Raw genomic sequence first — 15198 nt, 5'->3', positions numbered from 1 at the left:
GGTCAAACCTCAAAGGACGAGACGTCGATGACATATTGCGTTGGGATGATGCTGGACCGCGGGATGGTGTTCATGTCGGACACCCGGACGAATTCCGGCGTCGACAATATCTCCACCTTCCGCAAGATGGTGATCTGGGAGAAGCCCGGCACCGCCTGCATCACGGTGATGACCGCCGGAAACCTCGCCACGACGCAGGCCGTGATCTCGCTCCTCGAGGAACGCTCCAAATCGCCCTCCGAACGCGATCCCGATATTCTTAGCGCAAGCTCGATGTTTCAGGTCGCCACGATGATCGGCAACACCCTGCGCGAGGTCATCTCGACCCATGCCGACGAAGGCCAACGCGCCGACGCCGCCTTCAACGCGACGATCCTCGTCGGCGGCCAGATCGCAGGCGGCGAGCCGCGCCTCTTCCTGATCTATCCCGAGGGCAACTTCATCGAGGCCAGCGCCGACACCCCCTTCTTCCAGATCGGCGAGACCAAATATGGCCGCCCGATCCTCCTGCGCGCCTATGATCCGGCGATGAGCTATGAAGAGGCAATCAAGCTCCTGCTCGTCTCCTTTGACTCCACGATCAAGGCCAACCTATCGGTCTCCCTGCCGCTCGACGTGCATGTCTACGAGAAAGGCGCGCTCACCACCGGCCGCCGCTTCCGCATCACGGGCGATGATCCCTACTACCAGGAAATCTCCGCCGGCTGGGGCGACGCCCTCAAAGCCGCCTTCGCCCAACTGCCGGAATTCTCCTTCGACTGAGGCCGCACCACCGCGATACCGACGCAATACCGACGTGATACATATGTGAGCCTGCGCACAGATCCTAGGCCACGCGATTGCCTTTGCTCCATACCGCACGAAGCGCCGGAACGCCTTCGGTCAGGCGGAAGCGGATCAGATCGCCTTGAAGCCCCGCCTCGATCCGGCCTCGGTCATGCAGTTCCGTCATCCGCGCAGGCGTCGCCGTCACCGTCGCCATGCCTTTGGCCATATCGCCCCAATGCTGCCCCAACTGCACCGCCCCAAGGAGAAGCGAGCCGGGCACATAGTCGGACGAGATGATGTCGAGAAGATCGAGATCGGCGAGGTCAATCGCCGCGACATTGCCCGAATGCGACCCCCCCCGCACAAGGTTCGGCCCGCCCATGATCGTCGCGATTTCCTTTTGATGACAGGCCCTTGCGGCCTCTTCCGTGGTCGGGAATTCGGCCAGGTGAATCCCGTAGGAGGCCGAGGTCTCGACCTGCTCCGCGGTGGTATCGTCATGGCTCGCAAGCACCGCGCCAAACCGTTTCGCCGCCGCCACGGTCGCTTGCTCATGCTTTTCGCCAAGCCGGTCCCGCAGCCCATAGAGGAAATCGCAATATTCCTTGAACCCTTCCGCCGGAAGCGCGTATTTGCCCCGGATATAGGCTTCAAACTTGGAAATATCGGTGAATTGCCGCTGCCCCGGCGTATGGTCCATCAGGCTCACGATGCCGACCCGGTCTTCCGGCCCGAACTCCTCCAATTCCTCGATCAACGTCTCCGAACACGTCTCCGCCCTGAGGTGCAGATGGTGGCTGATCTTGAGGCCTCCATGCTCGCGCATCGACAGGATTTCATTGGCCATCTCGCGCGCATATTTGCCGTATTTCTTATTCGGATCCGATAGGATCGACCCAACCCGGATCGCGTCGAAAACCGTTGTAATCCCGACACTTGCAAGCTCGGCGTCATGGGCCACAATCGCCGCCTGATGCGGCCAGTCGACCTTGGGGCGCGGATGCAGGTGGCGCTCAAGGTTGTCGGTGTGAAGCTCGATCAGGCCCGGCGCAACAAAGTCGCCGTCGCAATCTTCTGCGCCCGCAGGCACCGCCGTGCCGCTATCAACCGCGGTGATGATGCCGTCCTTTACGACAAGGCTGCCGCGGAGCGTTTCTTTCTCAAGAACAAGGGTGGCATTGGCGAGGATCATGTCTTGTGTCATCAGGATGTTACGCTGTTTTGTCAGTGGCGTGGAAAACGAAAGGGGCCCCATGCAGTTTCGCAGATTTGGCATCTACTACACCCCCCAAAGCGGCGCCTTCGCCACGTTCGGCGCGCAGTGGTTGGGTTGGGACATCGAGAACGGCGTGCGCGTCGCGCACCCAGAGATTTCGGGCCTGCCGCGCCCGGTCGAAGAGATGACCGCCACGCCGCGCAAATACGGGCTGCACGGCACGATCAAGCCGCCCTTCCAACTTGCGGAGGGGACGACGCAGGAGGGGCTTGAAAGCGCGATGGCAAGTCTCGCGACGCGCCTCGCTCCGGTAACGCTCGACGGGCTGAGCCTGAGCCGCATCGGCAGCTTCGTGGCCCTCACCATCGCAGGCGATCAGTCGCCGCTCGCGGACCTTGCCGGAGAGGTCGTCCAAGATCTCGACGCCTTCCGCGCCCCGCCAAGCGACACTGAACTCGCCCGCCGCCGCAAATCCAACCTCACCGCGCGCCAAGAGGCGCTTCTGGCCGCGTGGGGCTACCCTTACGTGTTGGACGAGTTCCGCTTTCACATCACGCTCACAGGCCGCCTTGCGCGTGGCGAGGCCGAAGCCGTGCAAACCGCCCTCGCGCCGCATCTCGCGCCGCTCTTGCCCGTGCCCTTCGAGGTGCCGGACCTGACACTTGTCGGTGAGGATGAGGACGGAATGTTCCATGAAATTCAATGCTTTGCCCTTTCCGGAGAGAGCGCCTGAAGCACCGCCGCGACGGTCTCGTCTAGCGGTCCGTCATTGCTGATCTCGATTACATCCGCACCTTCGGGCCGCACATAGCCCGCCCTTGCAAGCCGCGCCGCGATCTCTGCCTCGCTCTCGCGCCCGCGCCCGGCAAGCCGATGTGCAAGCGTCTCTGGCGCTGCTGTGAGGGATAGAACCGCAAACCCCGGATAGCGCGCCCTCGCCTCGTCGAGCACCGCCCGCGACAGGTTCACAAGGGCGATTTCTCCATCCGGGCGGTCCTCGACCTCCGAATGTGGAATGCCATAGGCCATCCCATGCGCGCGCCACCAAAGGCCGAAATCCCCCGCTGCGACACGCGCCGCGAAGTCCGCCTCGCTCACGCCCTCGAACGTCTCGCCCCCCGCATCTGAGGGCCGCGTGATGACCCGCCGCACGAGCCGCAATCCCGGCACGCGCGCGGCAAGCGCCGCCATGACGGAATCCTTCCCGACACCGGACGGCCCCACGACCCCTATGAGCCGCGCCGACATCAGGCGGCCTTGGGCGTATAGATCGAGACGTCGATCTCGCGGTCGCAAACCCGGTCGCGCGCCGCCTCGTCATGGAAAATCCCAACGATCGCCGCCCCCCGCGCCTTGGCCTCCTCGATCAGCGACAGAACCGTCTCGCGGTTCGCCGCATCAAGGCTCGCCGTCGGCTCGTCGAGAAGCATCGCCGGATAGTCATGTGCAAAGCCCCGCGCGATGTTCACCCGCTGCTGTTCACCGCCCGAGAACGAGGTCGGGCTGAGGCTCCAAAGCCGTTCGGGAATCCGCAGCCGCGTCAGCAGATCGCGCGCCCTGTCGCGTGCCGCCTCCGTCTCCACGCCCACCGCCAAAAGCGGCTCGGCCACAACATCGAGCGTCGGCACACGCGGCACCACGCGCAGGAATTGCGACACATAGCCAAGCGTATGGCGGCGCAGCTCGAGGATCTCGCGCGGCTCCGCCTTGGTCACATCGACCCCATCGACAAGGATATGCCCTGACGCCGCAAGGTAGTTGCCATAGATCATCCGCATGAGCGTCGACTTGCCCGCCCCTGACGCGCCGGTCAGCGCAACACATTGCCCGCGCGCGACCGAAAGCTCAGCCCCCTGCATCACGGGGATCACAACGCTGCCTTGATTGTGGAGCGTGAAGGTCTTGGAAAGATTGGAAATCTCGATCATCATCCGGTCCTCAAACTTGCAGCACAGAGCTGACGAGAAGCTGCGTGTAGGCGTGTTGCGGATCGTCCAGAACCTGATCCGTGAGGCCGCTTTCGACCACATGCCCGTCCTTCATCACCATGAGCCGATCCGCCAGAAGCCGCACAACGGCAAGGTCATGGGTCACGATGATCGCGCTCAATCCCATCTCGCGCACGAGGCCGCGCAACAGGTCGAGAAGCCGCGCCTGCACCGACACATCGAGGCCCCCCGTGGGCTCGTCCATAAAGACAAGCCGTGGCCCGGTGACGAGGTTGCGCGCGATCTGCAAGCGCTGCTGCATCCCGCCGGAAAACGCCGTTGGGCGGTCATCGACACGGCTCTCGTTGATCTCGACCCGGCCGAGCCAGTCAATCGCCTCATCGCGAATACGCCCGTAATGCCGCGCGCCCACGGCCATGAGCCTTTCGCCCACATTGCCGCCCGCCGAAACATTCATCCGTAGCCCATCGCGCGCATGCTGATGCACAAAGGCCCAGTCCGTGCGCGAGAGCATCCGCCGCTCCGGTTCCGACATCGTCACCGTGTCCTTCACCGCGCCATCGCGCATCTCGAACAAGACCTCGCCGGTATCTGGAGTCAAAATACCGGCGAGGCAGTTGAGAAGAGTGGATTTTCCCGATCCACTCTCGCCAACTATCCCCATGACCTCTCCGGGATAGAGATCAAAGCTCACATCACGACACCCGATCCGGGCGCCATAGCGTTTCTCGATGCCCTGCACCTTGAGAAGCGGGGTCATGCTGCGTCCTCCTCTTGCGTGGCGACGCCTTGCGCGCCCACATGGCCCGCCGCGCGTCGTCCTGCGCAGTAATCCGTGTCCGAGCACACGAACATCCGTGTGCCTTTGTCATCCATGATGACCTCATCGAGATAGCTGTCCTCTGCCCCGCAAAGGTCGCAGGGGTGGTCCGCCTTGCTCGCCTCAAAGGGGAAGTCCTCGAAATCGAGGCTGACCACCTGTGTATAGGGCGGCACGGCGTAAATCCTCTGCTCACGCCCCGCCCCAAAGAGCTGAATCGCCGCCATCTCGAGCTTGGGATTGTCGAATTTCGGGATCGGTGACGGGTCCATCACATACCGCCCCTCAACCTTCACAGGATAGGCATAGGCCGTCGCAATCGCCCCGTGCCGCGCAATATCCTCGTAGAGCTTCACATGCATGAGGCCATACTCCTCGAGGCTGTGCATCTTGCGGGTCTCGACCTCGGAAGGCTCAAGAAACCGGAGCGGCTCGGGGATCGGCACCTGATAGACAAGGATTTGATCCTCGCGCAGCGTCTCTTCGGGGATACGGTGGCGCGTTTGGATCACGCTCGCCTCCGCCGTCGCCTCAGTCGTCGCGACGCCCGCCGTCTTCTCAAAGAACTTGCGGATCGACACCGCGTTGGTCGTATCATCCGCGCCCTGGTCAATAACCTTCATCGTATCGTCCGGCGTGAGTGTCGCCGCCGACACCTGAACGCCCCCTGTGCCCCAGCCATAGGGCATCGGCATCTCACGGCTCGCAAACGGCACCTGATAGCCCGGAATGGCCAACCCCTTGAGGATCGCCCGCCGGATCATCCGCTTGGTCTGTTCGTCGAGATAGGCAAAATTATAAGCTTGGTCAGTCATAGCGCGCGCCCTCGCTCCGCTTGTCCAGAGTTTTGAATTTTGTTCCTGTGGAATTCCCAAAGCCACCGATCCAAGTCGAAAGGGCACATTTCCGTTTGAGCGCTCAGTTCGTTGATGACCAAAGAGTAGCCTTGGTAGTGGAATGATGTGAAAGCTATTCTCTTCGATGGGACCGCATCAAAATGCCTCAACGTTTCCCATACGCGAAAGTCGATGACGGCATACCGGGAAGGTTGGCACCAAGTCAGGATCGCAGATGCAGTCGGGATACCAACGCCAGGGATTGAAGCCAATAATGCAGAGCGCTGACCATAGGTGAGGTCGTTGTCTGCCAACGCAACTCCAGTAAGGGTCCTCATTCCACATTCGTCAGCCAAAGCATCAACACGTGCTGCTCTCCTAGGACTCTTGACGCGAGCAATTTCGTAGACCTCTGCTTTGTCCAGATGTGTTTTTCCAGCCATCTTTTTCAGAAGGCATGACAGTCGCTCATTGGGGGCAATGTGCTTCAGGCAGGTATCAGCCTTGATGGCGGCGACAAGGCCGTCCGGACAAGTTGGCCTCCAATCTTCAGGTGGTCTGGGTCGTCTTGTTTCGCTCATTCCGCGGCCTCCTGTTGCACGGTCTCGCCCGCCTCCATCGCCTCGCGGCGCAGCTTACGGATGAGTTCCAGCTCGGATTGGAAATCGACGTAATGGGGCAGCTTGATATGCTCGAGGAACCCCGTCGCCTGGATATTGTCAGAGTGATAAAGAACGAACTCCTCGTCCTGCGCCGGGGCGCCAAGGTTGTCCTCGCCCAACTCCTTCCAACGTAGCGCCCGGTCCACCAGCGCCATGGAGATCGACTTGCGCTCGGATTGACCAAAGACGAGGCCATAGCCGCGCGTGAACTGCGGCGGCTCGGTCTTGGAGCCCGCAAACTGGTTCACCGTCTCGCATTCCGTGAGTTCAATCTCGCCAATGTCGATGGCAAACCCAAGCTCGGGAATGTCCATCTCGACCGCCACGCGCCCGATCCGCAATTCCCCGACAAAGGCGTGGTTGCGCGCGTATCCGCGCTGCGTCGAATAGGCCATGCCAAGGACAAAGCCCTCGTCGCCGCGTGTGAGCGATTGCAGCCGCAACGCCCGATCCGCCGGAAGCTCAAGCGGCTCGCGGGTCAGATCGCCCGGCACCTCGTCGCTCTCATCCTCGGTCTGGATAAGCCCCTCTTTGTTGAGGAACTCCGTGATATGCGGCACCGGTCCGGGCTTTGCTTCGGCCTCTGCCGCCTCGGGCACCTCACCCTCTGCCGCCAAAGCGAAATCCAAAAGACGGTGCGTATAGTCAAACGTCGGCCCCAAGACCTGTCCGCCCGGCGCGTCCTTGAACGTCGCCGAAATCCGACGGTCACAGGCCATGTCCGCCGTCTCGACCGGCTTGGAATATCCGAACCGCGGCAGGGTCGTGCGATAGGCGCGAATAAGGAAGATCGCCTCAATCATATCGCCCCGCGCCTGCTTGATCGCCAGCGCCGCAAGGTCGGGATCATAAAGCGACCCTTCCGCCATCACCCGGTTCACGGCAAGGCTCAACTGCTCGCGGATCTGCGCGACGGAGAGCTCCGCCACATCGCGGTCGCCCCGCCGTTCCTCGGCGAGCCAGGCATGCGCGTTATCAATGGCGCGCTCGCCACCCTTCACAGCCACATACATCAGAGAGCCTCCACACGTGTGGTGCGCGGCAGCGCCGCAAGGCGCGCGCCGGCACAGAAAAAGAAATCGAGCCCGAGCGGGAACAACACCGCATTGCGCTGAAACGCTTCCACCTCGGGAAGCGAAAGCGCCGCTTGTGTCTTGATCCCCGGTCCACGCAGCACCGCACCTTCTGCCGCAAGCGCGTCCATCTCGACAATCACTGTCGCCGAGCGATCCGGATATTCCGCCGTGCCGATGGCATAGGCCTCAAGCGGCTGCACCGCCTCCCATGTCCCAACCACGAACATCGCCTTCTGCGGCGCCACGACCGGCGCACCGATATGGAACGCGATCCACTCGCGCACATCCGCGCAATCATGCGCCCCGCAAAGGGCAATCGGCGTTTCCGGGTCGCAGAGCGTCAAGAGCAACACCCCCGCCGCAACAGACATCGGCGCAGGCGGCACCGCGCCCGCGACCTCTTCGATCACACCGGGCCGCGCCATGACATTCATCGCTGCGCGAAACGCATGCGCCGCATCCACAGGCGCATCCGCGAACCCACCCTTGAGAACATCCGCATTCATCAGTCTTCCCCCCGCACCATGGTAAAGAAATCGACCTTGGTCGCCGCCGCCTTGGCCGCGCGCGAGGCGCTGTCTGCCGCCATCTCGTCCTGCAACGGGATCAGAAGCTCTGCGCGCACCTGCGCCGCCGCGTCCCCTTGCATGACAGCATCGACAAGCGCCGCAATCCGCGCCTTGTCCTTGTCGCGCCCCTGCACATAGCCATGCCCAACCTCGCCCGAGACAAGCTGGAGCGAGCAGCGCGTGACCGTCATTTCCCCAAGATTGAAGGGGGCACCCGTGCCGCCCATTCGTCCGCGCACCATCGTCGCGCCGATCTCCGGCGCCCGGAGCCACGTGAACTCCGGCGCCATCTCAAGCGCCTGCCAAAGCGCCGCAAGCCGCGCCGCCGGCGCCTTGGCCAGCGTGCTCATCCAATCGCGGCGGGTCATTTCAACTGTCATCTAGACACCTTGTCGATTTGTCTATTTTCCTATACAACTAGACAAATCATTACGCATTCCCCGCGAGTCGGGCAATCCCACCCCTCATGAAACTTTTTTGACATGACCCCACCGCGCAAAAAAACGCCTGTCTGGCAATCCATCTCCCAGAGCCTCACAGCCGACATCGGCGAAGGCCGCTATCGCCCCGGCGACAAGCTCCCGACCGAGGCCGAGCTTTCGGCGCGTTTCGGGGTCAATCGCCATACCGTCCGCCACGCGCTCAAGGACATGGCAGAGCGCGGCCTCGTCCACGCCCGGCGCGGTGCAGGTGTTTTCGTGGCCCAAAGCCCGACCGATTACCCCATCGGCAAACGCGTCCGGTTTCACCGCAACCTACAAAAGGCCGGACGCCTTCCGGCCAAGGAAACCCTCTCTATCGAAACCCGCTCTGCCGACGCGCGCGAGGCCGAAGCGCTGGCGCTCTCCAAGGGGGATCGCGTGCATGTCTACGAGGGCCTGTCGCTCGCCGATGACCAGCCCATTCTCGTCTTCCGAAGCGTCTTTCCCGCCGACCGATTTCCGGCCCTCCTCGAGCATATGACCGCCTCGCAATCCGTCACCGCCGCGCTTAAGGCCTGCGGCATCGAAGACTACACCCGCGCGTCGACCCGGCTGACCGCGAAACGAGCCACCGCGACACAGGCGCTACACCTCAGAATCCAGGAAGGCGACCCGATCCTGCGCAGCGTTGGAATCAACGTCGACCCCGATGGCGTGCCAATCGAATACGGCGTCTCATGGTTCGCAGGTGATCGCGTCACGCTGACTTTTGCCGAAGGCGATGAAGGCTAATCCATTGTATTCAAATAATGAATAGCCATTTCACGCAACGCCCTCAGGCTGCTCAAAAACCGCCCCTTCATCAAAGGATGGATTTTGGCAAATCTTTCTGTACCCTGATTCGGCGCGCTCCCGGAGGAGGAAGCCGGCCGCGCATTTCGCAGGAGGATCGGCCATCACGCCGCGCAAGACACACATCGACAAGGTGCTGAGCACGGTGCAATCCGGCTCTGCCGCGGCCCGTTCGACACTGGCCGCGTCGTGGCATCGTTCGGTCAAACACTACGGCCTCGATCCCGCCGAACACCGCGCCCCCCAACGCATCAGCGCAAGCGAATTGCAATCCCGCCACGAACAGCAGGAACGCTTCATGCTCGTCGCCGCCCCAAAGCTCGATCAGCTTTTTGGCCTGGTCGGCAATTCCGGCTGTGGCGTGCTGCTCACAGACGAGACGGGCGTGGTGCTCGACCAACGCTGTTCGGACGGCGACAGCGCGATTTTTCAGGACTGGGGCCTCTGGACCGGCGCCGACTGGAGCGAGGCCGCCGAGGGCACCAACGGCATCGGCACCTGCCTGACCGAGAAACGCCAGGTCATCGTACATCGTGACGACCATTTCTTTGCTCGCAACATCGGCATGAGCTGCATGGACGCGCCGATCTTCGGCACCGATGGCAACGTGGTCGCCGCGCTCGACGTCTCCTCCGCCCGTGCGGATCAGACCGAAGCCTTCAACCGCCTCATCGGTGCCACCGTCGCCCAGACCGCGCGCCAGATCGAAGCGGATTTCTTCCGGGCCTCCTTCCCCGACGCTCGCATTGTGATTGCCGATAGCGGCGAGACCGATAGCTCCGTCCTCCTCGCGATCGATGCCGACGATATCGTCATCGGCGCGACCCGTGGCGCACGCAAGTGCTTCGGGCTTGAGGCCAACGGCGCGCTCAAACCGCGCCCCGCGACCGACCTCTTTGGCCGCGAGGACGGCCCCTCGGGGTTCGAGAAAGCCGAGCGCGCCGCCGTCATGCGTGCACTGGCTCGCGCCGACGGCAACGTCTCGCGCGCCGCCCGCGCCCTCGGAATCGGACGCGCCACGCTCTATCGCCGCATGAAACGCCTCGGCATCGGCGATTAAGCGGCGCGACCTGTCTCATTCCTGAGACACATCCCCCCTCTGACCTGCTCTGCCCCCGCTGACTTGGGACCGCCCCCGCGTCATCCTCAGTCGCATCCGGGGAGAGGAGCCCCGGCTCAAGAGGAGGACAATCCATGAATGAAATGACACAAACCGCTGGGCAATTCGCATCGCCCTTCAAATCCCGCTACGACAACTTCATCGGCGGCAAGTTCGTCGCCCCCGTAAACGGCAAGTATTTCGACAACATCACCCCGATCACCGGTGCCAAGGTTTGCGAAGTTGCGCAATCCGATGCCGCCGATGTGGAGCTTGCCCTCGACGCGGCCCACGCCGCCAAGGACGCCTGGGGCAAGACCTCAGCCGCTGAACGCTCCAACATTCTGCTGAAGATCGCCGATGTGATCGACGCCAACCTCGACCTGATCGCGATGGCCGAGACATGGGACAACGGCAAGCCGATCCGCGAAACCACCGCCGCCGATATTCCGCTCTCCGCCGACCATTTCCGCTATTTCGCTGGCGTGCTGCGCGCCCAAGAAGGCAACATGTCGGAGATCGACGCCGATACCGTCGCCTATCACTTCCATGAGCCGCTCGGCGTCGTCGGCCAGATCATCCCGTGGAACTTCTCGATCCTGATGGCCGCTTGGAAACTCGCCCCGGCGCTGGCGGCAGGCAACTGCATCGTCCTGAAACCGGCGGAACAGACCCCTGCCGCGATCATGGTGCTTGTGGAACTGATCGCCGATCTCCTGCCCGCAGGCGTGCTCAATATCGTCAACGGCATGGGCCCGGATGTCGGCGGCCCGCTCGCACGTAGCCCGCGCATCGCCAAGATCGCCTTCACCGGCTCGACTGAGACCGGCCGCAAGATCATGCAGGCCGCGACCGAGAACCTGATCCCGGTGACGCTCGAACTGGGCGGCAAGTCGCCCAACATCTTCTTCTCCGACGTCATGGCCCAAGATGACGCCTTCCTCGACAAGGCGGTCGAAGGTTTCGTGCTCTTTGCCTTCAACCAAGGCGAGGTCTGCACCTGCCCGTCCCGCGCCTTGATCCAGGAAGACATCTATGAAGAGTTCATCGCCCGCTGCATCGAGCGCGTGAAAGCGATCAAACAGGGCGACCCGCGCCTGCCCGACACGATGGTCGGCGCTCAGGCGAGCCGCGAACAACAGGACAAGATCATGTCCTACCTGACCATCGGTGTCGAAGAAGGCGCCGAGGTGCTCGTGGGCGGCGACGCTGCGCGCTTCAACGGCGATATCGCAGAGGGCTATTACATCCAGCCGACGATCCTTAAAGGCCACAACAAGATGCGCGTCTTCCAGGAAGAGATCTTTGGCCCGGTCGTCTCGGTCACCACCTTCAAGGACGAGGAAGAAGCCCTCGCCATCGCCAATGACACGATGTATGGCCTCGGCGCCGGTGTCTGGACCCGCGACGCAAACCGTTGCTACCGCTTTGGCCGCGCCATCGAGGCAGGTCGCGTCTGGGTCAACAACTACCATGCCTACCCGGCCCACGCGGCCTTTGGCGGCTACAAACAGTCGGGCATCGGGCGCGAAACTCACAAGATGATGCTGGACCACTACCAGCAGACCAAGAACATCCTGATGAGCTACAACCCCAACAAGCTCGGGTTCTTCTAGACCCTCCCCCGTTCCGCTCCCCGGAACACTCCCGAGCCAAGCAGGCGCGCGCGATCCCCATCGCGCGCGTCTATCCGTTTGGTCAAGACTTTCCCGATTGTCACGCTGGCGACACAGAACACCCCTAAAATAAGCCGAAAACGTGTTTCACACACATCAAGAGCAGGCCCATGCCACAACGTCCTCTTTCCCTGCGCCTCACCGGCGCAACGATCCTGCGCGACGGCGCGCTACAGCAACGATCCCTCGTGATCGAGGACGGGCGCATTTCCAAGGGTCCGCTGCAAGAGGTCGACCTCTCCGGCTACCTGCTCCTGCCCGGCATCATCGACATGCATGGCGACGCCTTCGAACGCCACATCGCCCCGCGCCCCTCGGCGCCCTTCCCGCTCGAAACCGGTCTGCGCGCGACGGACCGTGACGCCGCCGTCAACGGCGTGACAACCGCCTGGCTCGCCCAGAGCTGGAGCTGGGAAGGCGGCCAGCGCGGCCCCGATTTCGCCGAAGAGCTGTTCTGCGCGATGGACGATTTCCGCGACCACGCCCTAAGCGACCTGCGCATCCAGATCCGTTGTGAAACGCACACCGTCGAGACCGCAGACCGCCTGCTCGCCGCCGTGGAACGCCACAAGATCGACTACGTGGTGTTCAACAACCACCTTGATGAGGCGCTGCATGTCGCCCGCCTGCGCCCCGAGGAAATCACCCTCTGGGCCAAGAAGGCCGGCCGCACCCCGACGCAGCACATGCGCCTCGTGCATGACGCGCTTGAACAAACGCCCCGCGTGCCGCGCTATCTCTGCCGCCTCGCAGAACGTTTTGACCAACTGGGCGTGCGCTATGGCTCGCATGACGATCCCGATGGCGAGACCCGCGAACGCTTTTCCATGATCGGCGCAAAAATCTGCGAATTCCCCACCGCGCGCTCCGCGGCAGGCCTCGCCCATGCGGTCGGCGATCATGTCGTCATGGGGGCGCCCAATATCGTGCGCGGCGGTTCACAATCGGGCAATATCGCCGCCGTCGATCTCGTAAGCGCTGGCCTCTGCGACGTGTTGGTCTCCGACTACTATTACCCCGCCCTCGCCCAAGCCGCCTTCCGCCTTGCTGATGATGGCATCCTGCCGCTCGAGAAGGCCTGGAAGATGATCTCGGAAACCCCGGCTCGCATCATGGGCCTCGCGGATCGCGGCTATTTCGACTATGGCCGCCGCGCCGATGTGGTGATCGTCAACGCCGCCACCCGCGCCATCGAGGGCACGATCTCCGCAGGCCGCATCACGCATCTCGTCGGCGAGGCCGCACACCGTTTCTTCGGCGCGGCAACCCCGATGCGCATGGCCGCCGAGTAGTTATTCGTATTTCTCGAGGAAGGCTTCCGCCTCAATGGCGCGGAAATCGTCAAGCGCGGCGCGCAGGCGGTCATGGTCCCAATCCCACCACGCCAACGCCATGAGACGCTCGGCAATCGCCTCTGGAAACCGCGCCCGGATCGGCTCTGCCGGGATGCCCGCGACGATCATATAGGGCGGCACGTCCTTGGTCACGACCGCCCCCGCCGCCACAACCGATCCATGGCCAAGCGTCACCTCAGGCTTCACCATCGCGCCATGGCCGATCCATGTATCATGCCCGATATGCGCCACGCGCGATTTGCGATGGGCAAAGAACGCCGCATCCGCCTCCGCATCGTCCCAATAATCCATCGACCGATAAAGAAAATGATGCAGGCTCGCCTTTTCCATCGGGTGATCCGTCGCGCCAATCCGGGTAAAGGCGGCGATATTGGCGAACTTGCCGATCTGCGCATTGGCGATCTCGGCCATCCGGTCACAATAGCTATAGTCGTCAAGATGCGCGTTCAGCACACGGCTCCCCGCGCCGATCTCGACAAAACGCCCAAAGGTGCAGTCCTCGACGATGCTGCCGGGATGGATGAACGGGGACTCGCCCAGACGTGCCATATCGTGTCTTTCTTTAGTGTCTGCTGGTGAGCGGGCTTAATGCCCGCTCTCGCTCCCGGCGATCAGGCGACGGCGGAGCCAGCCCGAGAACCAATCCATCGCCATGACCATGAGGATCACCAGAACGATGTAATAGCTGACCTCTTCCCAATCCTTCTGCGTAATCATCGCCTGCGTCAGAAGAAGGCCGATCCCGCCCCCGGTGATCGCGCCGATGATTGTCGCGCTGCGGGTGTTGGATTCAAGGTAATAGAGGATCTGGCTGAGAAGCACCGGCGTCACCTGCGGGATCACACCAAAGCGATAGCGCTGCACCGGCTTCGCCCCGGTCGATTGCACCCCTTCGATCTGCTTCTCATCCACGTTCTCAAGCGCCTCCGAGAACATCTTGCCGAAACTGCCCGTGTCCGTGATGAGAATAGCGAGCGCCCCGGTAAGCGGCCCCGGCCCAAAGGCGCGGGCAAGAACGATGGTCCAGATGAGCGCGTCCACACCGCGGAAAAAGTCAAAGAACCGCCGCATGACCTGCCGCACAGCCATCAGCGGCGAGAAGTTCTTCGCCGCAAGGAACGCCAGCGGAAGCGCCACAATCGCCGCGCCCATCGTGCCAAGGAAGGCCATCAGGATGGTCTCGAACAAGGCCCAGACAACTTCGCTATGGCGCCACATCTTGTTGTTCCAGAAATCATTCCAGATCGCCCCGGCCTCGCCATCAAAGGCACGCCCGACAAGATTGCCAAAGCTCATCCCGTGATAGGGGCTGTCGAGGGTAAAGAAGAACAATTCCCAGCCGGTGAAATAGCGGAAAACCTCGGTCCGGTTGCGCGTCACCGTAAGACGCCCGGCCTCCGTGGTGATCGTAAGACGGTTCTTGGATTTGTTGATCCACGCCGGCAGATCGCCCTCCGGCAGGGTCGTCACGACGCCCTTGCTACGCGAGGTCTGGGCATGGATCGTGCCATAGCCCGGAATGTCATAGGTCACGACCTGCTCGGGCAGGAATGTCACGACATGCCCATCCTCAAGGTCGATCCGCGTCGTCTCGCCAAGGCTGACCCAATCGGGCGCTTCGCCTTCCGGGTAGGTGCCCTTGCGCTCGCCCTCGATCGCGACCTCGACACCGCCAGTGCGGTTGTCGCGCGCCACATGGGTCTTGTAGCTATAGCTATCCGCGACAAGCGCGCGGGCATTGTCGATCTCAAACCGCTTGATGAGGCCCGGCACGTCGAAGGAAAAGAACGTGTAGGTGAGGTAAAGCAGGATCAATAGCGGCAAACCAAAGGCCAACAGGCGCTTGCGCCGGAAAATCCCGTCCGCTTCAAGTTTGAGCGTATCCGTCGCCGTCATGG

The 15198-nt window shown here is 62.5% G+C and carries 17 protein-coding genes; 6 read left to right on the top strand and 11 right to left on the bottom strand.

The features are described from left to right. Positions 1 to 27: 27 nt before the first annotated feature. Positions 28 to 762: a proteasome-type protease gene (locus R1W01_RS01460; protein ID WP_297756420.1), complete on the top strand. Its 735-nt coding sequence runs from the start codon at positions 28 to 30 to the stop codon at positions 760 to 762. A gap of 64 nt (positions 763 to 826) precedes the next feature. Here the strand turns inward: R1W01_RS01460 and R1W01_RS01455 are convergent, their stop codons facing one another. Then, on the bottom strand, positions 827 to 1972 hold the full coding sequence (locus R1W01_RS01455) for an alpha-D-ribose 1-methylphosphonate 5-triphosphate diphosphatase (protein WP_243611281.1): 1146 nt from the start codon (positions 1970 to 1972) through the stop codon (positions 827 to 829). A gap of 49 nt (positions 1973 to 2021) precedes the next feature. Between R1W01_RS01455 and R1W01_RS01450 the strand changes: the two genes are divergently transcribed. Then, positions 2022 to 2717 carry a DUF1045 domain-containing protein gene (locus tag R1W01_RS01450; RefSeq protein ID WP_297756421.1) on the top strand — a complete coding sequence of 232 codons (696 nt, stop codon included), beginning with the start codon at positions 2022 to 2024 and terminating at the stop codon, positions 2715 to 2717. On the opposite strand, the gene phnN is transcribed toward R1W01_RS01450, so the two are convergent. Genes phnN through phnG form a run of 8 tightly spaced genes read right to left on the bottom strand, consistent with a single transcriptional unit; the run spans position 2684 to position 8276 of the window. Beyond that, complete coding sequence (gene phnN, locus R1W01_RS01445) at positions 2684 to 3232, bottom strand: phosphonate metabolism protein/1,5-bisphosphokinase (PRPP-forming) PhnN (protein ID WP_297756422.1); 549 nt, start codon at positions 3230 to 3232, stop codon at positions 2684 to 2686. The two genes, R1W01_RS01450 and phnN, sit on opposite strands and share 34 nt — an antisense overlap. Beyond that, a complete protein-coding gene (gene phnL / locus R1W01_RS01440) occupies positions 3232 to 3912 on the bottom strand; it encodes a phosphonate C-P lyase system protein PhnL (protein WP_297756579.1) in 681 nt (226 codons plus the stop codon). Before phnL ends, phnN begins: the two co-directional genes overlap by 1 nt. 10 nt (positions 3913 to 3922) lie before the next feature. Beyond that, positions 3923 to 4693 carry a phosphonate C-P lyase system protein PhnK gene (gene phnK, locus R1W01_RS01435; RefSeq protein WP_297756423.1) on the bottom strand — a complete coding sequence of 257 codons (771 nt, stop codon included), beginning with the start codon at positions 4691 to 4693 and terminating at the stop codon, positions 3923 to 3925. After that, entirely contained in the window at positions 4690 to 5568 is an 879-nt protein-coding gene (locus tag R1W01_RS01430; protein ID WP_297756424.1) for an alpha-D-ribose 1-methylphosphonate 5-phosphate C-P-lyase PhnJ, read from the bottom strand. The genes phnK and R1W01_RS01430 overlap by 4 nt, the downstream gene beginning before the upstream one ends. Continuing rightward, positions 5565 to 6170, bottom strand: coding sequence for a hypothetical protein (locus tag R1W01_RS01425; RefSeq protein ID WP_317275015.1), 606 nt, complete (start codon positions 6168 to 6170; stop codon positions 5565 to 5567). Before R1W01_RS01425 ends, R1W01_RS01430 begins: the two co-directional genes overlap by 4 nt. Then, complete coding sequence (locus R1W01_RS01420; RefSeq protein ID WP_243611287.1) at positions 6167 to 7264, bottom strand: carbon-phosphorus lyase complex subunit PhnI; 1098 nt, start codon at positions 7262 to 7264, stop codon at positions 6167 to 6169. Before R1W01_RS01420 ends, R1W01_RS01425 begins: the two co-directional genes overlap by 4 nt. Next, entirely contained in the window at positions 7264 to 7833 is a 570-nt protein-coding gene (phnH, locus tag R1W01_RS01415) for a phosphonate C-P lyase system protein PhnH (RefSeq protein ID WP_297756426.1), read from the bottom strand. Before phnH ends, R1W01_RS01420 begins: the two co-directional genes overlap by 1 nt. Beyond that, the gene (gene phnG, locus R1W01_RS01410) at positions 7833 to 8276 is read right to left on the bottom strand and encodes a phosphonate C-P lyase system protein PhnG (RefSeq protein ID WP_297756427.1); all 444 of its coding nucleotides are present in this window, start codon (positions 8274 to 8276) and stop codon (positions 7833 to 7835) included. Before phnG ends, phnH begins: the two co-directional genes overlap by 1 nt. A gap of 102 nt (positions 8277 to 8378) precedes the next feature. On the opposite strand from phnG, the gene phnF reads away from it, so the two are divergent. From phnF to R1W01_RS01390, 4 genes are all read left to right on the top strand, one after another. Next, entirely contained in the window at positions 8379 to 9110 is a 732-nt protein-coding gene (gene phnF / locus R1W01_RS01405; protein ID WP_297756428.1) for a phosphonate metabolism transcriptional regulator PhnF, read from the top strand. 193 nt (positions 9111 to 9303) lie between these two features. Continuing rightward, entirely contained in the window at positions 9304 to 10230 is a 927-nt protein-coding gene (locus tag R1W01_RS01400) for a helix-turn-helix domain-containing protein (protein ID WP_243611291.1), read from the top strand. Positions 10231 to 10364: 134 nt separating this feature from the next. After that, on the top strand, positions 10365 to 11885 hold the full coding sequence (gene adh / locus R1W01_RS01395) for an aldehyde dehydrogenase (RefSeq protein WP_243611292.1): 1521 nt from the start codon (positions 10365 to 10367) through the stop codon (positions 11883 to 11885). Positions 11886 to 12055: 170 nt separating this feature from the next. Then, positions 12056 to 13237: an alpha-D-ribose 1-methylphosphonate 5-triphosphate diphosphatase gene (locus R1W01_RS01390; RefSeq protein ID WP_297756429.1), complete on the top strand. Its 1182-nt coding sequence runs from the start codon at positions 12056 to 12058 to the stop codon at positions 13235 to 13237. Here the strand turns inward: R1W01_RS01390 and R1W01_RS01385 are convergent, their stop codons facing one another. Then, complete coding sequence (locus R1W01_RS01385) at positions 13238 to 13849, bottom strand: chloramphenicol acetyltransferase (protein WP_297756430.1); 612 nt, start codon at positions 13847 to 13849, stop codon at positions 13238 to 13240. It abuts the gene before it with no gap. Positions 13850 to 13885: 36 nt separating this feature from the next. Next, on the bottom strand, positions 13886 to 15196 hold the full coding sequence (gene phnE / locus R1W01_RS01380) for a phosphonate ABC transporter, permease protein PhnE (protein WP_411028148.1): 1311 nt from the start codon (positions 15194 to 15196) through the stop codon (positions 13886 to 13888). Positions 15197 to 15198 lie beyond the last annotated feature (2 nt).

This window comes from Shimia sp. FJ5 (genome assembly GCF_032918335.1).
Lineage (GTDB): Bacteria > Pseudomonadota > Alphaproteobacteria > Rhodobacterales > Rhodobacteraceae > Shimia > Shimia aestuarii_A.
Note: the sequence above shows the minus strand (reverse complement) of the source record. Positions and strands in the feature narration are given on the sequence as shown.